Here is an 18,248-nt window from a genome sequence, read left to right as displayed (position 1 = left end):
ACAAGCTAAAGCTTATGCTACCTTAAACCCAAAAAATGAGCTACTTAGATACCACTGCCGACGTATACCGCCAGGCGGCCCAGGAGCCCCAAGTAGGCCTCTGCTGCACCACCAACCCCGTGTGGCAGCTGCCTGGCCTGAGCATTCCGCAGCGCATGCTGAGTATGAACTATGGCTGCGGCAGCACCGTGAACCCGCGTGACCTTACCAACTCGCCTACCGTGCTCTACGTGGGGGTAGGCGGCGGCATGGAGCTGCTGCAATTTGCCTATTTCAGCCGCCGCCCCGGCGCCGTGATTGGCGTGGACGTGGTGAGCGAAATGCTCGACGCCTCGCGCGAGAACATGCAAACCGCTGAGAAGCAGAACGATTGGTTTAAGAGTGACTTCATTGACCTGCGGGCCGGCGACGCCCTGCACCTGCCCGTGGACGATGAGAGCGTGGACGTGGCCGCCCAAAACTGCCTCTTCAACATCTTCAAGCTCGACGACCTCAAGCGCGCCCTGCAGGAAACCTACCGCGTGCTCAAGCCCCACGGCCGCCTCGTGATGTCGGACCCCACCTGCGAGCAGCCCATGAGCGACGAACTGCGCGCCGACGAGCGCCTGCGCGCCCTCTGCCTCACCGGCTCGCTGCCGCTGCAGCAGTACCTGGATATGATTGCCGAGGTGGGCTTCGGCACCATCGAGGTGCGGGCCAAGCGCGCCTACCGCGTGCTCTCGCCCCAGCACTACGCCACCGACGAGATTATATTTATCGAAAGCGTGGAAGTCTGCGCCATCAAGGACCCGATGCCGGCCGATGGGCCCTGCATTTTCACGGGCCGCACCGCTATTTTCTACGGCGGCGAAGAGTACTTCGATGACCACAAGGGCCACGTGCTGATGCAGAACCAGCCCCTGGCCGTGTGCGACAAAACCGCCGGCAACCTGGCCGCGCTGGGCCGCGACGATATCTTCATCTCGCCCTCGACCTACCACTACGACGGCGGCGGCTGCTGCTAGGCAGTTGGCTTAGTTGTTGAAACAGAACGTCATGCAGAGCACAGCGAAGCATCTCGCTCGCGCCGTTGGATTACTAACCCAATGATGCGAGCGAGATGCTTCGCTGTGCTCTGCATGACGTTCTGTTTTAGCTTTCTTTACTCAAAATCTACCATGTCCCTACCCGCCCTACTTTTCCTCAGCGCCCTACCCCTGGTTGCCGCGGCGCAAGCCGCCCCACCCGCGGCAGCCGAGGTGCGGCGCTACGGCATTGAGGTGGCGGGCATTCGGGTGGGCACGATGACGGCCACGCGCCAGGCCCCGGTGGGTGCCGACGTGACCTACTCACTGGTGAGCGACGTGAAGGTGAACTTCCTGTTCTACCACCTCAAGATTTACTACCAGGTAATCAACCGCTTCCGCAACGGCCAGCTGCTGCTCTCGACTGTGGAGGCGCACACCAACCAGGGCGATTTTTCTTCTAAAGCCGAGTGGAAGGGCGACCACTACGACATCGTGGCCGACCAGTACAAGCACCACTACAAGGCCACCGAAACGCAGCCGATTCGCTACGCCGTCACCAACATGTTTTTCAGTGAGCCGCCGGCCGGGCAGGCGCGGGCCTTTGCCGAGTACTTCGGCGACTACTTTGCCCTGAGCCGGGGCAAGCTGGGCATCTGGCACGCCGTGCGCGACGGCCGCGAGGACGAGTACCAGTATGCTGCTGGCGAGTTGGTGACCATTATTAAAAAGAACCCGCTCAAGAACTTCATCATCCGGCTGGAAAAATAGCCGCTGGCTAGTAGCGCGAACTTTGTAGTTCGCGTCCCCGCGCAGTAGCGGGTCGTTCGGGAACGCGAACTACAAAGTTCGCGCTACTATTAATACACCTTCTGCCCGCGCTGGAGCCAGATGCCCCAGGCGGGCGAGTAGGCGTGCACGCGGTCAGTGGGCTGATTATCAGCGGTAAAAACGGGCTGGCCTTCGTTCATCCACTCGAAGAGGCCGCCGTAGAGATTGCGCACGTTGGTGAAGCCGGCTGCCTGGAGTTTAGCGCCGATTTTTTCGCTGCGCACGCCCACCGAGCAGTACACCACGATGGGCGTATTCTTGGGGATATCCTGCACTTCGGCCAGCGAGAATTTATCGTAGCCGACCCACTTTGCGCCGCGTAAATGACTGACTGAGAACTCCTCAGGTGCGCGCGTGTCGAGCAGCACGGGCGCGGGCTGGCTCTTGAGCTGCGCCACGCTCACGAAGGGCACCGACTCTTTCAGCACCCCGTTGAGCATGGCCGAGTAGAGCTTGTTGGTGGTGGGCGGGGCGTCGGCTTTGCGGCTTTGGCAGGCGGCCACCAGGCCCAGCAGCAGCAGCACGCTGCCCAGCCGCAGCACGAAGGAGGAGGTAGTCATACTTGGAAGTACGCAGGTGCGGCCCCTGCTGGTTGCCCTACCCCCGCCGCTCGCGCCAGGCGTAGCCCGCCAGCGTGCCAAAGCCCACCGCCAGCAGCAGGTGAAACGGCCAGAGGCCATAGTCGCCGTAGTAAGCGCCCATGGCCAGCCCGGCCAGAAAGTAGAGCGTCAGCAGCGCCTCGGCGAGGGGTAGCTGGCCGGTTTCGGGCAGGCGGTAGCGGCGGGCGGGGGTAGCAACTACCGGGGCCGCGCCCAGCTTGGGCGTGCGCACGAAGGGCGAGGCGCGCCGTAAAAGCCCCTGCGCCACGGCCCGCGCATTGTGCAGCGCCAAGCCCATCGACAGCGAAATAAACAGGATAAACGTAGGCGCAAACCACTGCCCGGCCGGTGGCCCGGCGCGCCGCCAGGCCACGTAGTAATAATACGTAAGCGGCAGCAGCGTAAACACAAACACCGAAGCCAGCCGGAAAACCGGCGCAAACTCGGGCCGGTGCGCCCGCACCCACACCAGCGGCACGCTCAGCAAGGCCATCAGCAGAATAATGGCAAATACCGAGCTGTTGAGCAGGTGAAACGTGGCATGCAGTCGGGTGGCCAGGGGTAGGGCCGGCGCGCGCCACACCCGGCCGAGGTGCTTGCGGGCGGTTTCGGCGGCGCCCTTGTTCCAGCGGTGCTGCTGCGACTTGAGGGCGTCGAGGTGGGCGGGCAGCTCGGCCGGGGCCACCACCTGCGGCAGGTACCGGAAGCGCCAGCCGCGCAACTGGGCGCGGTAGCTCAGGTCGAGGTCTTCGGTGAGGGTGTCGGCGTGCCAGCCGCCGGCGTCCAGGATGCAGGCGCGCCGCCACACGCCGCCCGTGCCGTTGAAGTTGAGGAAGTGCCCGCCCGCCTGCCGCCCCACCTGCTCCACCAGAAAATGCGCGTTCAGCCCAAACGCCTGCAGGCGCGTCAGCAGCGAGTCGTGCTCATTCAAATGGCCCCAACGGGTTTGCACCATGCCGATATCGGGCGTGTTGAAATACGGAATGACGCGGCGCAGAAAATCGGGCTCGGGCAGGAAGTCGGCGTCGAAAATGGCGATGAACTTGCCGTCAGTTTCGGCCAGGCCGTGGGCCAGGGCCCCGGCCTTGTAGCCCTCGCGGCTGGGCCGGCGCACGTGCGTGATGTGCAGGCCCTGCGCCCGGTAGTGCGCCACGCGGGCGGCGGCCACGGCCACGCTCTCATCGGTCGAGTCGTCAAGCACCTGGATGTGCAGGCGGTCGGCGGGGTAGTCGAGCGCCGCCGCCGCATCGATGAGGCGGGCCACTACGTTCAGCTCATTATACACCGGCAGCTGCACCGTCACGCGCGGCCACGCGGCCGGCGTGGGCGGCGCGGCGGGGGGTAGGGCCCGGCGCGCCAGCCGCGTGAGCCGCCACTGCGTGCCGCTGAAGCCGAGCATAAACACCAGGCACAGGCCGTAGAGAACGACCAGGCTGGTTTCGAGGAAGAACATGGGGGTGAGAGTATCGCCCTCCGCGCTCACCTCACCCCCTAGCCCCCTCTCCCGTGGAGAGGGGGAACTAGCTCTAGTTCTAGTTTTTCATCCAGGTTAGAAGCTAGAATTAAAAACTAGTCCCCCCTCTCCACGGGAGAGGGGGCTAGGGGGTGAGGTAAACCGCGGAGGGCGTTTCAGAAGGGTAAGCTCCTACAAAATTCGCAGCGAATCGGCATGAATGAACGCCGAGCCGGCCAGCCGGCCCTCGCGGGGGCCATTCTCCAGGTTGAGCACGCCGCGGGGGCAGGCGGTGGCGCAGAGGCCGCAGCCCACGCAGGCGGCCCGCACAATGGGCTCACCGCGCTGGGCGTACTGCTTTACGTCGATGCCCATTTCGCAGGCGTTGGAGCAGTTGCCGCACGAGATGCACTGCCCGCCGTTGGTGCTGATGCGGAAGCGCGAAAAGTGCTTTTGCAACAAGCCCAGGTAGGCGGCCATCGGGCAGCCGAAGCGGCACCACACGCGGCTACCCATCAGCGGGTAAAACCCAACCCCCACCACACCCGAGAAAATGCTGCCAATGGCAAAGCCATAGAACTGCCCCAGCGGCCCCGTGACCGCGCCCAGCGCCGGCACCGCCCCAGAGGCGCCCACCCACAGCAGCGCCGTGAGCAAAACTATCAGCCCCAGAATCGGGTAAATCAGGCGCACCTCCCAGCGCCAGGCCTGGCGGCTTTTGTCGGAGAGGTGGCGGTAAGCGTCGCCCGCCGTTTCGGCCAGGCCGCCGCAGCCGCACACCCAGGCGCAGTACCAGCGCTTACCAAAGAAATAGGTGAGCACCGGCGTGGCCAGCACTGACATCACTACCCCCCAAAACACCATGAATACGCCCAGCCCACCGCCTTGCAGCAGCTGGCTAACGGTGCCCGGAAAGAGGTAATCATACTTCAAAGGCCAGAAATACGAGAAGTAATACTCCGGCTGCTGCAAAGCCAGCAGCAGCCCCGGCAGCAGGAAGCCGAAGCCCAGCTGAAAGAACATCACCGAGGCCGTGCGCGCCAAATGGTAGCGGGCAAACCGGTATTTCCACAGCCCTCGGCCGCCCATCACCAGCACCGCCAGCGTGTAGAACGTGCCGTAGAGAAACCACTGGTCGGCCGGCTTGTGGCGCAGCCACTTGCTGAATGGGTCGAGCGCCCGAATGAGGTTTTCGAGCAGCCAGGGAAACCAGTACAGCACCACGTAGAAGCCCGTGAGCGCCACGCCCGTGGCCCAGGCTACGGCGCCCCGGCTGGTGCTGGCCCGCCGCCAAAGGTCGTGCGGGTGCCAGCCGGCCGGCCGGCTTCCAAAAGCCAGCCAGGCCCAGCCCAGCGCGCCGCCGCTCACCAGCGCCAGGGCCAGGTAGAGGCTGAGCCGGGCGCGCCCGGCGTCGGCATCGGCGGCGGCGGCCAGCAGCGCCAGCAGCCCCAGGGCCACGGCCGCCAAGGGCAGCTTCTCGCCGGCGGGCACGGCGGCGGCGGGCGGCTGGGCGAGGGCGAAGGAGGGGGTAGGGTAGTCTTGCATAAGGTTTTATAAAAGCATTCGCAAAACAGAACGTCATGCTGAACGCAGTGAAGCATCTCGCGTGCAGCACTAATGGAATTGCTAGAGCGAAGCGAGCGAGATGCTTCACTGCGTTCAGCATGACGTTCTGTTGTTTTTTACCTCACCAACCCAAACAACCCCTTCCGCCGCGGTCTAGTCACCTCAATAGTTGGAAACTGCCGGCCAAACTCGCGTCGGATAGCCGCCTCGTGCTGCCGCGCAAACTCGGGGTCGAAGTTGGCCGCCGCCAGCTGGGCCAGCACGCTGCCGATGGGGGTTTTTTCGCGCAGCCAGCGTTCCCACACGTCCTGGCGCTGGCGCAGGCCGAGGGCGTTCACGCCGGTTACGGCCTGGTCGGCTTCGCGAAAATTGAGGCGCAGCAGGTGCTGGCCATTCGGGTGCTGCCAGCAGAAGCTGGCGATGCCCGCTTCGGGCCGAGCGGGCACGCGGCCGTAAGTCTGGTATTCGAGGTTGAAAAACTTGGCTGAGTTAAACCACTCGCCGCGCTGGTAGGGGGTAGGCTGGCCGCAGATGGTGTGAGCCACGGTTTCGCCCTGCATGCGGCCGGTGTACCAGAGCTGCTCCACGGCCACCTCACCGAGCGCGGGCTGGCGGTGCTGGGCGCAGTCGCCGGCCGCGTACACGCCGGGCGCGCTGGTTTCGAGCAGCTCATTTACCAGGATGCCGCGGTCGGTGTCGAGGCCGGCGGCCTGGGCCAGCGTCAGGTTGGGCATCACGCCGGTGGCCAGGCCCACCCACTCGGCGGGCAGCGCTTGGCCGGTGGTCGTGACTACGGACTGCACGCGGCCCTGGGCGTCGCCGCGCAATTCGCGCAACTCGGTGTTTTTCTGCAAGTCAATGTGATACTTCTTGAAATGCGCCTCCAGCATGGCTGATTCTTCGGGGGGTAGCACCGACTGCCAGTAGCGGCTTTCGCGCACCAGCCACGTCACGTGGATGCCGCGCGAGTGCAGCATCTCGGCCAGCTCCACGCCGATGAGGCCGCCGCCCACCACCACCGCGTGGGTGATATCGCGAGTGTCGCGGGCCATAGTTTCTACGTCGGGCAGGCCGATGAAGCCCTGCACGCCGGCCAGCTGCTGGCCGGGCCAGTCGGGCGTGCGCACCACCGAGCCAGTGGCCAGCAGCAGGCGGTCGTAGGCCAGGGCCGGGCCGGTGGCCAGCTGCACGGTGCGGGCGGCGGTGTCCACGCCCGTGGCCTCGGCGTGCACCAGCTCCAGCCGGTTTTCGGCCCAAAACCAGTCTTCATAAGGCTTCATGTCGGCGTAGCGCAAGTGGCCCATATACAGGTACATCAGCGCCGGGCGCGAGTAGTGGTGCGCGCTCTCGGCCGCTACCAGCGTGATGCGCGCCTCGGGCGCCAGCCGCCGCGCCGTAATGGCCGCCGTGACGCCCGTAATGCCATTGCCGATAATAACGAGGTGCATAACGTAAATGAACGCCAAAATGCCCGGTTGCGGCGCGTTTGCTACCTACGCCCACGCTCGGCCAGCGGGTTTGCGGGGGGTAGGAAAAGTTAATTTTCGGTATGACGTATAAGTACGACATATTATGACGTAAATTTGCGTCATAGTTTAAAAGAAGCACGTGCAGGCCGCCGCCTTTCCTACCCCATGACCTACGCCAAAACCGCCGCCTTCACCACCGAGCAGCAGCAGCTGGCGCGGATGGCCAAAGCCCTGGCCCACCCGGCGCGGGTGGCCATCATCCAGTTTCTGGCCCGCCAGAAAACCTGTATCTCGGGCGACATTGCCGCCGAGCTGCCGCTGGCGCGCACCACCGTGTCGCAGCACTTGCAGGAGCTGAAGGCGCTCGACCTCATCAGGGGCGAAATTGACGGCCTCACCGTTTGCTACTGCCTCAATACCGAGCTGCTACGCCAAGTGCAGCAGCAGTTTACAGCATTTTTTGGCGAAGCCACGGCGAACGCTGCTTGCAGCCCCGACGAGGCCTGCGCCTGCTGATTTTAGCCATCCTTTTACGCCCTAACTTATGAAAATCTCCGAGTTGAAGCAGTCCCTGGCGGGGCTCACGACCATCAATTTCCGGCTGCCCGATGGCACGTCCCTACCCCCCCATTTCCACGTGACGGAGGTGGGCCTCGTGACCAAGCACTTCATCGACTGCGGCGGCACCGAGCGCCGCGAAACGGTGGCCAACTTCCAGCTCTGGGAAGCCGGCGACTATGACCACCGCCTGGCGCCCCAGAAATTCCTGCACATCCTCCAGCTCTCGGAGCGAATTCTGGGCTCGGAGGATTTGGACATTGAGGTAGAATACCAGCAAGCCACCATCGGCAAATTCGGGCTCACCTTCGAGGGCCAGGATTTCGTGCTCACCGCCAAGCAAACGGCCTGCCTGGCCCAGGATGCCTGCGGCATCCCCGACGCGGCTTTCGCCCTACCTCAGCTCCAGCTGGCCGGCTGCACGCCCGGCGGCGGGTGCTGCTAAGCAGTAGCGCGAACTTTGTAGTTCGCGTCCCCGCGCCGTTAAAGTCGTTCGGGGACGCGAACTGCAAGGTTCGCGCTACTGCTGCGGTGAAATTGCACTAAAAACTGATTTTCAACGAGATGAAGTCTAATATCCTGGTGCTGTGCACTGGCAACTCGTGCCGTAGCCAGCTGCTGCACGGCTACCTTCAGCAACTGCTCGGCGACCGCGCCGCCGTGTATTCGGCCGGCGTGGAGGTGCACGGCGTGAACCCGAAAGCCGTGCAGGTAATGGCCGAAGATGGCATCGACATCAGCCAGCACACCAGCAACCACGTGGACGAGTACGCTGCCGTGCCTTTCGCCTACGTGCTCACCGTGTGCGACCACGCCCAGGAAGTGTGCCCGGTATTTCCGGCTGCGGCCCAAAAGCTGCACCACAATTTCCCCGACCCAGCCAAGGCCACCGGCACGCCGGCAGAAGTCCTGGACCAGTTTCGGGCCGTGCGCGACCAGGTAAAGGCCTACGCGCAGGACGTTGTCGGCACCTACTTCGCGGCGGGCGCGCCAGCCTAGCGGCGACGGCGGGAGTAAGCTGAAGCGGCAGCCGCTTTCTTTACGGGCTCAACCGCGCGCTTCTCTCTTTGTCAGCTTCCCTACCCCGCATCGGCGTCCTCATCCCGGCCCACAACGAGGGGAAATCTATCGCGCTGGTGCTGAGCGAAATTCCGGCCGGCCTGGCCCAGGAAGTGGTGGTGGTGGACAATGCCTCGACCGACGACACTGCCGCTGCCGCCCGCGCCGCCGGGGCCACCGTAGTAGCCGAGGCGCGCCCCGGCTACGGCCAAGCCTGCCTGGCCGGGCTGGCTTACTACGCCGCCCAGCCCGCCGCCCGCACGCCCGAAATCATCGTCTTTCTGGATGGCGACCATTCCGATTTCCCCGAAGAGATGCCCGCCCTACTGGCGCCCATCCTGGCCGGCGCGGCCGACTTGGTTATTGGCTCGCGGGCGCTGGGCCAGCGCGAGCGCGGCGCGCTACTGCCCCAGCAGCGCTTCGGCAACTGGCTGGCATCGCGCCTCTTGCGCCTGCGCTACGGCGGCACCCACACCGACCTGGGGCCGTTTCGGGCTGTTACGGCCGCCGCGCTGGCCCGCATCGGCATGGCCGACACCAACTACGGCTGGACGGTGGAAATGCAGGTGAAAGCCGCCCGCCTGGGCCTGCGCGTGGCCGAGGTGCCCGTGCGCTACCGCCGCCGCATCGGCACCTCCAAGATATCGGGCACGGTGCGCGGCACCATCGGGGCGGGGGTTAAGATTTTGTGGACGATTTTTAAGTATTGGTGAGATGAGGTACTTCGGGCCACGGTCTACAAGTGGTTACGTTCTGGCGGCGCGGGTGGCGCGGGCGGGGAGGCCACCCGCGCATTCAAAACTATTGGCCCTTTGACTCCGCCCCGCCCTACCCCCCTGCTCCGCGCTAGCCAGCTCTTGGCCCTGCTGCTGACGGGCGCGGCCTACTGGGCCCTGGCCTACGCCACGCCGCGGGCGCATTTTACTCAATTGCTTGCCCTCTTTGCGGTGGCCGGCGCGGCCTACGCGTGGCTGCTGCACACGCGCCTACCTCTGCGCTGGGGGTTGGGCGCGGCGCTGGTATTCCGGCTGCTGTGGCTGCCGGCCACCCCAGCGCTGAGCGACGATTTCTACCGCTTCCGCTGGGACGGCCTGCTCGTGAGCCATGGTCACAACCCCTTCGCCGAAACGCCCGCGCAGCTGCTCCAGCACCCGCCCGCCGACTCGGCCGCCCTGCCCATGGCCGAGCTGCGCCGGCTGGGGTCGCACCTTAATTCGCCCCGCTACTTCTCGGTGTACCCGCCGGTGTGCCAGGCGCTGTACGGGGCGGCCGCGGCGGCTTTTCCGGCTTCCGAAACTGGCTTTTTGTTGGTAGTGCGCTTGGCCCTGCTGCTGGCCGATGCGTGCGCGGCGGCGCTGCTGCTGTGGCTGCTGCCGCTGGCCGGCTGGCCCGGGCGCCGGGCGCTGGCCTACCTGCTGCACCCGCTGGCGATAGTGGAGGTGGCGGGCAACGTGCATATGGAGGGGGTAGTGGTGGCTTTCCTGCTGCTGACCGGGGCGCTGCTGGTGCGCCGCCGCACCCGGCTGGCGGCTGGCGCGCTGGCCCTGGCCGTGGCCACCAAGCTGCTGCCGCTGCTGGCGCTGCCGCTGTTGGCCCGGTACCTGGGGTGGCGGCGCTGCGGGTGGTTTCTGGGAGTGCTGGCGGGTAGCCTGGGGCTGTTGTTTCTGCCCTTCGTGTCGTGGAGTTTGCTGCTGCACATTGGGCTCAGCCTCGACCTGTATTTTCAGAGCTTCGAGTTTAATGCCAGCGTGTTCTACGTGCTGCGGGCACTGGGCCAGTGGCTCGTGGGCTACGATTTGGTAGGCGGGCTGGGGCCATTGCTGGGCGCGGGCGCCATTTACCTGGCGTTCCGGCTGGCGGGGGGGGGAGGGCAGCGTGGGCTGGCAGCGGTGCCGCAACGGCTCTTGCTCACGCTCAGCGGCTACTTTGCGCTGGCCACCATCGTGCACCCCTGGTACCTGGTGCCGCTGGTGGCGCTCAGCTGCTTTTCGCCGCTGCGCTACGCGCGGGTTTGGGCCGGGCTGGTGGTGTTGTCGTATTCAGCTTACCGCACCCCGGCCTACACCGAGAGCCCCTGGCTCATCGCCCTCGAATACGGCGGCGTGCTGGCCTGGGCGGCGTGGGAATACTACCAAGGCCGGCCGGCCTTGGCTGCCCCAGCCGGGGGTAGGGGTTAGCCGGCCGACCGGGTCAGCCGCACAATGTCTTTCACTTCCAGCACTGGCTTGTCGGCCCCGCGCTGGGCGGCGTGCAGCATGGCCAAGCCCAGTTCGCGCAGGGTGGAGCCGTAGCCCAGTCGCCGCATCAGAGGAAATAACCACTTGAGCCAGCGATACATAGGCAGCACATGCCGCTGGCCTGGCTCGGGTTTCAGGAAGCCCGGCCGCAGCATGTACGCCGCCCGGAAGGGTAGGGCCAGCAGGTCGGTTTCGGTGCGGCGCTTCACGCGGGCCCACATGGCCCGGCCGCCGGTGCCCGCGCCCGAAATGTAGCAAAACGTGGCCTCGGGTGAGTGGCGCACCAGCGCTTGGGCAAAGTGCAGCGTCAGGTCGTAGGTCAGGCGAGTGTACTCGGGCTCCTTCTTGCCCAGCGACGACACGCCCGCGCAGAAAAAACACGCCGAGTAGCCCGCCAATTCGCTTTCAATCTTACTCAAATCGAAAAAATCGGGTAACAGCAGCTCGCGCAGCTTGGGGTGCGCGTGGCCGCTGGGCCGCCGGCTGATGGACAGCACAGCCTCCACATCGGGCTGCTGTAGCAGGGTAAGGAGCACGCCTTCGCCCACCATGCCGGTGGCGCCGGTGATAATAATTCGCTGAGACATAAGGTAATGGCGTATAAAATAAACCGCCTTCCAACTAGACGTTGAAAGGCGGAATAAACTTTAGCAGGCCGACTAGAAGTCCGTGCTACAGCTCTTTACGTAGCCGGGCCACCGGAATGTTGAGCTGCTCGCGGTACTTGGCCACCGTGCGGCGGGCAATGTTGTAGCCGCGGGCGTTCAGCATTTTTTCCAGCTTGTCGTCGCTGAGCGGGTGGTCCTTTTTCTCGCCGCCGATGAGGTCGCGCAGGATGCTTTTCACCTCGCGGCTGCTGGCGTCCTCGCCCGAATCGGTGGCGATGCCCTCGGAGAAGAAGAATTTGAGGGGGTAGATACCGTGCTCAGTCTGCACCGATTTGGAGTTGGCCACCCGGCTCACGGTCGAGATATCCATGCTAATCTGCTGCGCGATGTCTTTGAGAATCATGGGCCGGAGCTTCGAGTCGTCGCCAGTCAGGAAAAACTCGCGCTGCAAGTCCACGATGGACGACATGGTGCGCAGCAGCGTATTCTGGCGCTGCCGGATGGCGTCGATAAACCACTTGGCCGAGTCCAGCTTTTGCTTCACAAAGCTCACGGCCTCCTTCATTTTCTGGTCTTTTTTGGAGGCCTTGTCGTAGGTCTGCAGCATCTCGCGGTAGTCGCGGCTCACGCGCAGTTCGGGGGCATTGCGGGCGTTCAGGGTCAGGTTCAGCTCGCCGTTGTCGTTGGTGAGGATGAAATCGGGCATCAGGTACTGCGCGCCGCCGCCGCTGCCGCGGCCCGCGTTCACGGGGCCATTGCCGCCCGGCTTAGGGTTCAGCTTCAGGATAACGGCCACCGCATCCTTTAGCTCATCGTCTTCTAAGTCAAGCTTTTGCTGAATGCGCTGGTAGTGCTTCTTGGTAAACTCCTCGAAGGTTTCGGTCAGGATGCGCTCGGCGTTCAGCGTGTCCTCGTCCTGGTTGCGGCGCTCGAGTTGCAGGAGCAGGCACTCGGGCAGGTCGCGGGCGGCGATGCCCGGCGGGTCAAACTGCTGGATGACGTGCAGTACGGCCTCAATCTCGGGCTCGGTTACTTCGATGTTCTGGCTGAAGGCCAGGTCGTTGGCAATGGCCGCCAGGTCGCGCCGGATGTAGCCGTCGCCGTCAATCGAGCCAATGAGCTGCTCGCCAATGAGCTGCTGCTGCTCGCTGAGCCGGGCAAAGTGCAGCTGGTCGAGCAGCGAATCGTGCAGCGAACTGCTGTTATCGGCCAGCGGCATTTCGCGCTCTTCCTCGTCGCCGGGGCCGTCGCCCTGCATCTTGTAGCCCGCAATCTCGTCGTCGTTGACGTAGTCGCTGATGTCGATTTCATGGTTGTCGTTGTCGATGCCCAGTGCCTCGGGCTCGGCGGCGGGCTCGGGGCGCTCGTCGGCGTAGTCGTCGGGGCCAGCGCTGTCGTCGCTCGGCTCGCCGGGGCTAAAGTCCTCATCCAGCGTATTATCGTCGTTGTCGAGCGAGTCGTTGGGGTCGTCGGCCTCGGGCGTGTCATCGGCACTATCGTCGCGCTCGTCGGCCTCGTCGCTGTCGCCTTCTTCGAGAGCCGGGTTCACTTCCATCTCCTCCTTGATGCGGGTTTCGAGCTCGGCCGTCGGAATTTGCAGTAGCTTGATAAACTGAATCTGCTGGGGCGACAGGCGTTGTGATAGAAGCTGCTTTAAATCAAGGCGTTGCATAAAAATAGGACGGGAATAGAAAAAGGCTTTGGCAGTGCATTTAGAGTAGAATTACGCAAGTAAGCCATAATTGGTCGTAAGGTACGACCGGCAAATTCTGTCTGCCACCAGCCGCGGGGGGTAGGGCCGGGCTTTACCTTTGCGGACATAGTGCTTTTCGTATTTCGGTTTTCACCTTCCGTTTTTCGCTGGTAGTCACCACTTAAAACTGTTATACAAACCGGGATGCAGGGAGCAGCCACCGAAAAAAAAATTGCCATGCCTGACGACCAGCTTCGCCGCACCCGCATTCAAGACCTGCTCACGAGCCCCGACCTCAACCGCGAAGTGCTGGTGAAAGGCTGGGTGCGCACCCGCCGGGGCAACAAATACGTGCAGTTCATCGCCCTCAACGATGGCTCGGGCCTCGCTACCCTCCAAATAGTAGCCGATGCCGAAAAATTTCCCGAAGAAAGCCTCAAGGAAGTGACCACCGGCTCGTGCATTGCGGTGCGCGGCCAGCTGGTGGCTAGCCAGGGCAAGGGCCAGTCGACGGAGATTCAGGCCACCGAAATAACCGTGCTGGGCACTGCCGACCCCGAGGCCTACCCCCTCCAAAAGAAGGCGACGTCGCTGGAGCACCTGCGCGAAATTGCCCACCTGCGCCCCCGCACCAACACCTTCGGGGCGGTGCTGCGCATCCGGCACGCGCTGGCGTTTGCCATCCATCAGTACTTCAACGACCACGGGTTTTACTACGTGCATACGCCCATCATCACGGGCTCCGATGCCGAGGGCGCGGGCCAGATGTTTCGGGTGACCACCCTACCCCCCGAGCACCCGCCCCGCACCGACGATGGCGCCGTGGACTACAGCCAGGATTTCTTTGGCAAGCAGACCAACCTCACCGTGAGCGGGCAGCTCGAAGGCGAGTTGGCGGCCATGGCGCTGGGCAGCGTGTACACCTTCGGGCCCACCTTCCGGGCCGAAAACTCGAACACCGCCCGCCACCTGGCCGAGTTCTGGATGATTGAGCCCGAGGTGGCTTTCAACGACTTGCAGGACAACATGGACCTGGCCGAGGACTTCCTCCAAAGCCTGGTGAAGTACGCGCTGGCCCACTGCGCCGATGACTTGCAATTTCTGAGCGACACCTACGACAAGGAGCTGCTGGGCCGCCTGGCTTCCGTGACCGACAACGCGTTCCAGCGCCTCACCTACACCGAGGCGGTGGAAATATTGAAGTCGGCGAAGCAGAAATTCGAGTTTCCCGTGGACTGGGGCACCGACTTGCAGAGCGAGCACGAACGCTACTTGGTCGAGAAGCACTTCAAGAAGCCGGTTATCCTGACCAATTACCCGAAGGAAATCAAGGCTTTCTACATGAAGCTCGACGAGGATGGCCGCACCGTGCGGGCGATGGACGTGCTCTTCCCCGGCATCGGCGAAATCATCGGCGGCTCGCAGCGCGAGGAAGACCTGGCTAAGCTCGAAGCCCGCATGGCTGAGATGCACGTGCCCACCGACGAGCTGTGGTGGTACCTCGACACGCGTCGCTTCGGCACCGCGCCGCACGCCGGCTTCGGCCTGGGCTTCGAGCGCCTCGTGCTCTTCGTGACGGGCATGACCAACATCCGCGACGTCATTCCCTTCCCCCGCTTCCCCAAGAATGCGGAGTTTTAGGCGCGTGCGCCAGTACTGGGCTAGCTGGTTTGTAGGATGCTGATATGCTGACAGTTGGGCTATTTTGGGTGTGGATAGCGGTAGTGTCGCTGGGCCTTGGGCTGGGGCTGGCCCGGCTGCTGCGCATGCTGGGCGGCACCCTACCCCCCCTGGTGGCCGCGAGCCCCGAACTGCTGAGCCTGACCGGGCTGGCCGGCGTGGCCTGGCTAGTGGCCGTGCTGAGCTTTGCGTGGCCGGTGGCGTTGGGGGTGCAAGTAGGGGTGAGTGCGCTGGCCGTGGCAGTGTTGGTGGCGCAGCCTGGGGAGGTTGTTCAGCTGCTACGGACGTATGGCCAACACTGGCGGGTGGCGGGCGCGGCGGCGGGGGCGCTGGCCGCGGTGCTGGTAGCGGGCGTGCTGGTGCATGCCGTTCAGCCCCCCAGCTTTATTGATACGACGCTGTACCACGCGCAGACTATTCAGTGGTTGCACCGATTTGCCGTGGTGCCCGGCTTGGGCAATTTGCATAGCCGATTAGCTTTCAATTCGCACGCGGACTTACTCACGGCCTTTTTTAGTCCGGCAAGCCAGTTGGGCGCTCAGCCAGCTTTTCAGCAAACAGTCAACAGCTACGGGTTTCTCTTGCTAACGCTCTGCCATGTGCGGCGAGCCGCTCAGCACCTGCGGCCCGGTGGGCGGCCGTGGCTAGCGGGATACTACTTGGGAAGCCTGCTGCTGCTGCTGCTATGCACGCGCTTCCTGATTTCTTCCCCGATGCCCGATATGTCGGCGGCTATGGTGGGCCTGCTCCTGCTAGGGGCGTTGCTCGAAACACCCCGGCTAACTGCTGCCGGCCTGGCTTGGCTGGTGGTGCTGACTGCCACGGCCGTCACCTTTAAGGCATCGGCTGTGGCGATGCTGCTGTGGCCCCTGGCCTGGGCGCTACGGGCTAATAGCCGGGACTGGGGCCGGCGGCTGTCCCTGCTGATGGCGATAGGGTTGGTGGTAGCGCTGCCCTGGCTGGGGCGCAACGTAGTGCTGTCGGGCTATGCAGTGTATCCGCTGGCGGCAAGCCTGGGGGCGGTGGTACCCGACTGGGCCATCCCTACCCCCCGCCCGGCGGCCGACATGGCCGAAATTCGCCTGTTTGCCCTGCGGCCCGCGAACGACTGGTCGCACGCGGCGGGCCAGTCTCTGGCTCAGTGGTTACCCTTCTGGTGGCAGCAGCACGAATTGGCTGACCAGCGCCTGTTGTTAATCTTGCTGGCAAGCTTGACAATAATGGCGGGCAGCTTGGTGTGGCAGCGCCGAACTCGCTGGTGGCAACGGGTCGAATATCAGCTATATGGCTTGTTGCTACTGGATTGCGGCTGGTGGTTTGGGGTAGCCCCCGCGCTGCGCTTTGGCTACACGTATGTGATTGGGGTGGCTGTGCTGGGGCTTGTGTTGGCGGGGCAAACCTGGCCAGCTCGTTGGCTGCGGGTGGGCGGCTGGCTTTTGGTAATGCTTACCCTGGCATACGGGGTAAAAGACTTGGGAAGCGAGCTTAACAAGCATAATACCCTTATGACCCATGCGGTATGGCCGGCCGACTACCGCACCGAGCGAGCAATAGTTGTCGAGCAGCTAGGTCCGTATCGCGTGTACGTCGGCGCGCATGACGGGCACTGCGGCAACAGCGCTCTGCCCTGCACCGATACCCTCTACGCTGGCCTGCAGCTGCGCGGTGCCACGCTGCAGCAGGGCTTTCGAATGAGTGCGCCCGCCGCAGAGGTTCGCACTCGCAGGTAAGAAATGGTAGGTAATTTCTTGATTTGCAAGGAATAGGTAGGAGGCCAAAGTTTATTGGCTGCCGTGCTGGCGCCCACTCTTTTCCAACCCGCCGGGGCTGCCTTGCGTTGCCAGTAGAAAATCAGTCCTACCCCCTATGCTCCCCGAAATAGACCTCACCGATGCCGCCAGCCTGCCCGAGGGCGCGCTGAAGGCTTTCCCTACCCCCCACGACGGCCCCCAGGTGCTGCTGACCCGGCAGCAGGGCCAGGTGCACGCCTTTGCGGCGCACTGCCCGCACTACGGCGCCCCGCTGGAAAAGGGAAAAGTCGTGAACGGCCGCCTCATCTGCCCCTGGCATCACGCCTGCTTCAAAATAGATAGCGGCCACCTCTGCGAGCCGCCCGCGCTCGACGACTTGCCCACGTTTGCGGTGCGCGAGGCCGAAGGGCGCATCCTGGTGCAGGTGCCGCCTACCCCCCCCGCCAGCACCGATAAGCCCGAGGCCACGCCCACGGCCGAGGTGGGCGGCACGCCCCCGCCAGCCGCCAAAACGCCGGCCGATGGGCGCACATTTGTGATTGTGGGCGGTGGCGCGGCCGGCGAGTTTGCAGCCCAAACGCTGCGGCGCGAGGGCTTTGCGGGGCGCGTAGTAGTGGTGTCGGCCGATGAAAAAGCCCCTTACGACCGCACCAAGCTCAGCAAGGGCTACCTAGCTGGCAAGGCCAAGCCGGCGGCGCTGCCCCTGCGCAATGCCGATTTTTATGCCACGCAAAAGATTGAGCTGCTGACCGCTACTCGCGCCACGGGCCTCGACCTCCAGAAGCAGGAAATCAGCCTCGAAGGCCAGCCGCCGCTGCATTACGACCAGCTGCTGCTGGCCCCCGGCACTACCCCCAACCTGCTGCCCAAGCTGCCTGGCCACGACCTGCTGGGCGTGCTACCCCTGCGCACCCAGGCCGACGCCGACGCGCTGCTGGCCGCCACGGCGGGCGCCGCGCACGTCGTCATTATCGGAGCCAGCTTTATTGGTATGGAGGCCGCCAGCAGCCTCGTGGCCGAGGGCCGGCAGGTGACGGTAGTGGCCCAGGAAAAGGTGCCGTTCGAGCGCGTGCTGGGGCCCGAAATTGGGGCGATGTTCCGCCAATTGCACGAAGAAAAGGGCGTCCGGTTTGAGGTAGAAGCCGAAGTAACGGCCCTGCTAGGCGAGGGCGGCCACGTGGCGCAGGTGCAGCTCAAAGCCGGCAAAATCCTGCCCGCCAACGTGGTAGTACTAGGCGTGGGCGTGCGCCCGGCCACCGACTTTCTACAAGAGGCTTTCTCCCTGGAAAAAGATGGCAGTGTGCTGGTCGATAGTCATTTGCAGGTCGCGTCCGGCGTATACGTAGCCGGCGACAGCGCCCGCTTTCCGTTGGCGGCCACTGGCCAGCCTACCCGCATCGAGCACTGGCGGGTGGCGCAGCAGCACGGCCAGGCGGCGGCCCGCAACATGCTGGGCCAGCAGGAGAAATTCACGGCCGCGCCCTTTTTCTGGACGCAGCAGTATGGCAAGAGCCTGCGCTACGCCGGCCACGCCGAGCGCTGGGACGACATCCTCTACCACGGCGAGTTGGCTAAGCAGGATTTTCTGGCGTTTTACGTGCTGGAGGGCCGCATTGTCGCGGCGGCCGGCATGGGCCGCGATGCCGATATGATTTACATCGCCGAGCTGCTGGGCCAGGGCCGCCTACCCACCCCGGCCGAGCTAAGCCCCGATACCAAATGGGCGCAGCTCGCTTGAGC

The 18,248-nt window shown here is 64.2% G+C and carries 16 protein-coding genes; 10 read left to right on the top strand and 6 right to left on the bottom strand.

What is annotated here, in order from left to right:
• The first annotated feature begins 35 nt into the window (after positions 1–35).
• A complete protein-coding gene (gene arsM, locus E4631_RS14040) occupies positions 36–1,004 on the top strand; it encodes an arsenosugar biosynthesis arsenite methyltransferase ArsM (RefSeq protein ID WP_133659324.1) in 969 nt (322 codons plus the stop codon).
• 153 nt (positions 1,005–1,157) lie between these two features.
• The gene (locus E4631_RS14035) at positions 1,158–1,775 is read left to right on the top strand and encodes a DUF6134 family protein (protein WP_240734912.1); all 618 of its coding nucleotides are present in this window, start codon (positions 1,158–1,160) and stop codon (positions 1,773–1,775) included.
• Between the two features lie 89 nt (positions 1,776–1,864).
• Here the strand turns inward: E4631_RS14035 and E4631_RS14030 are convergent, their stop codons facing one another.
• From E4631_RS14030 to E4631_RS14015, 4 genes are all read right to left on the bottom strand, one after another.
• On the bottom strand, positions 1,865–2,395 hold the full coding sequence (locus tag E4631_RS14030) for a rhodanese-like domain-containing protein (RefSeq protein WP_133659323.1): 531 nt from the start codon (positions 2,393–2,395) through the stop codon (positions 1,865–1,867).
• 37 nt (positions 2,396–2,432) lie between these two features.
• Positions 2,433–3,887 carry a cellulose synthase family protein gene (locus tag E4631_RS14025; RefSeq protein ID WP_133659322.1) on the bottom strand — a complete coding sequence of 485 codons (1,455 nt, stop codon included), beginning with the start codon at positions 3,885–3,887 and terminating at the stop codon, positions 2,433–2,435.
• Between the two features lie 192 nt (positions 3,888–4,079).
• Entirely contained in the window at positions 4,080–5,432 is a 1,353-nt protein-coding gene (locus E4631_RS14020) for a 4Fe-4S dicluster domain-containing protein (RefSeq protein WP_133659321.1), read from the bottom strand.
• A 137-nt stretch (positions 5,433–5,569) separates the two neighbouring features.
• Complete coding sequence (locus tag E4631_RS14015) at positions 5,570–6,901, bottom strand: NAD(P)/FAD-dependent oxidoreductase (RefSeq protein WP_133659320.1); 1,332 nt, start codon at positions 6,899–6,901, stop codon at positions 5,570–5,572.
• 186 nt (positions 6,902–7,087) lie between these two features.
• Here E4631_RS14015 and E4631_RS14010 point away from each other — a divergent pair, with 186 nt between their 5' ends.
• The 5 genes from E4631_RS14010 (at position 7,088) to E4631_RS13990 (ending at position 10,716) form a co-directional block, all read left to right on the top strand.
• Positions 7,088–7,438: a helix-turn-helix transcriptional regulator gene (locus E4631_RS14010; RefSeq protein WP_133659319.1), complete on the top strand. Its 351-nt coding sequence runs from the start codon at positions 7,088–7,090 to the stop codon at positions 7,436–7,438.
• Between the two features lie 28 nt (positions 7,439–7,466).
• Positions 7,467–7,925, top strand: a complete 459-nt coding sequence (locus tag E4631_RS14005) for a DUF6428 family protein (protein ID WP_133659318.1) — start codon at positions 7,467–7,469, stop codon at positions 7,923–7,925.
• 119 nt (positions 7,926–8,044) lie between these two features.
• Positions 8,045–8,479, top strand: coding sequence for an arsenate reductase ArsC (locus tag E4631_RS14000; RefSeq protein WP_133659317.1), 435 nt, complete (start codon positions 8,045–8,047; stop codon positions 8,477–8,479).
• Between the two features lie 68 nt (positions 8,480–8,547).
• Positions 8,548–9,252: a glycosyltransferase family 2 protein gene (locus E4631_RS13995; protein WP_133659316.1), complete on the top strand. Its 705-nt coding sequence runs from the start codon at positions 8,548–8,550 to the stop codon at positions 9,250–9,252.
• A gap of 99 nt (positions 9,253–9,351) precedes the next feature.
• Positions 9,352–10,716 (top strand): hypothetical protein, encoded by a 1,365-nt coding sequence (locus tag E4631_RS13990; protein WP_133659315.1) that lies wholly within the window; start codon positions 9,352–9,354, stop codon positions 10,714–10,716.
• Here the strand turns inward: E4631_RS13990 and E4631_RS13985 are convergent.
• Complete coding sequence (locus E4631_RS13985) at positions 10,713–11,363, bottom strand: NAD-dependent epimerase/dehydratase family protein (protein WP_133659314.1); 651 nt, start codon at positions 11,361–11,363, stop codon at positions 10,713–10,715. The genes E4631_RS13990 and E4631_RS13985 overlap by 4 nt on opposite strands.
• 85 nt (positions 11,364–11,448) lie before the next feature.
• Positions 11,449–13,056, bottom strand: coding sequence for an RNA polymerase factor sigma-54 (gene rpoN / locus E4631_RS13980; RefSeq protein ID WP_133659313.1), 1,608 nt, complete (start codon positions 13,054–13,056; stop codon positions 11,449–11,451).
• A 258-nt stretch (positions 13,057–13,314) separates the two neighbouring features.
• Here rpoN and asnS point away from each other — a divergent pair, with 258 nt between their 5' ends.
• The 3 genes from asnS to E4631_RS13965 all read left to right on the top strand — a co-directional run bounded on the left by asnS (position 13,315) and on the right by E4631_RS13965 (position 18,246).
• Positions 13,315–14,718, top strand: a complete 1,404-nt coding sequence (asnS, locus tag E4631_RS13975) for an asparagine--tRNA ligase (protein WP_133659312.1) — start codon at positions 13,315–13,317, stop codon at positions 14,716–14,718.
• 44 nt (positions 14,719–14,762) lie between these two features.
• Complete coding sequence (locus E4631_RS13970) at positions 14,763–16,487, top strand: hypothetical protein (RefSeq protein WP_133659311.1); 1,725 nt, start codon at positions 14,763–14,765, stop codon at positions 16,485–16,487.
• A 136-nt stretch (positions 16,488–16,623) separates the two neighbouring features.
• A complete protein-coding gene (locus tag E4631_RS13965) occupies positions 16,624–18,246 on the top strand; it encodes an FAD-dependent oxidoreductase (RefSeq protein WP_166648222.1) in 1,623 nt (540 codons plus the stop codon).
• Positions 18,247–18,248: the final 2 nt, after the last annotated feature.

The sequence above is a fragment of the Hymenobacter sp. UV11 genome (assembly GCF_004684095.1).
Taxonomy (GTDB): domain Bacteria; phylum Bacteroidota; class Bacteroidia; order Cytophagales; family Hymenobacteraceae; genus Hymenobacter.
The sequence above is the reverse complement of the archived record's forward strand: the minus strand, read 5'-3'. Positions and strand labels throughout refer to the sequence as shown.

Bases quoted from the DNA above. Each gene is read 5' to 3' on its own strand.
- E4631_RS14020 (WP_133659321.1), bottom strand. From the start codon at position 5,432: ATGCAAGACTACCCTACCCCCTCCTTCGCCCTCGCCCAGCCGCCCGCC.
- E4631_RS14025 (WP_133659322.1), bottom strand. From the start codon at position 3,887: ATGTTCTTCCTCGAAACCAGCCTGGTCGTTCTCTACGGCCTGTGCCTG.
- E4631_RS14005 (WP_133659318.1), top strand. From the start codon at position 7,467: ATGAAAATCTCCGAGTTGAAGCAGTCCCTGGCGGGGCTCACGACCATC.
- E4631_RS14000 (WP_133659317.1), top strand. From the start codon at position 8,045: ATGAAGTCTAATATCCTGGTGCTGTGCACTGGCAACTCGTGCCGTAGC.
- E4631_RS14010 (WP_133659319.1), top strand. From the start codon at position 7,088: ATGACCTACGCCAAAACCGCCGCCTTCACCACCGAGCAGCAGCAGCTG.
- asnS (WP_133659312.1), top strand. From the start codon at position 13,315: ATGCCTGACGACCAGCTTCGCCGCACCCGCATTCAAGACCTGCTCACG.
- E4631_RS13970 (WP_133659311.1), top strand. From the start codon at position 14,763: ATGCTGACAGTTGGGCTATTTTGGGTGTGGATAGCGGTAGTGTCGCTG.
- E4631_RS13965 (WP_166648222.1), top strand. From the start codon at position 16,624: ATGCTCCCCGAAATAGACCTCACCGATGCCGCCAGCCTGCCCGAGGGC.
- E4631_RS14035 (WP_240734912.1), top strand. From the start codon at position 1,158: ATGTCCCTACCCGCCCTACTTTTCCTCAGCGCCCTACCCCTGGTTGCC.
- E4631_RS14030 (WP_133659323.1), bottom strand. From the start codon at position 2,395: ATGACTACCTCCTCCTTCGTGCTGCGGCTGGGCAGCGTGCTGCTGCTG.
- arsM (WP_133659324.1), top strand. From the start codon at position 36: ATGAGCTACTTAGATACCACTGCCGACGTATACCGCCAGGCGGCCCAG.
- E4631_RS13985 (WP_133659314.1), bottom strand. From the start codon at position 11,363: ATGTCTCAGCGAATTATTATCACCGGCGCCACCGGCATGGTGGGCGAA.
- E4631_RS14015 (WP_133659320.1), bottom strand. From the start codon at position 6,901: ATGCACCTCGTTATTATCGGCAATGGCATTACGGGCGTCACGGCGGCC.
- rpoN (WP_133659313.1), bottom strand. From the start codon at position 13,056: ATGCAACGCCTTGATTTAAAGCAGCTTCTATCACAACGCCTGTCGCCC.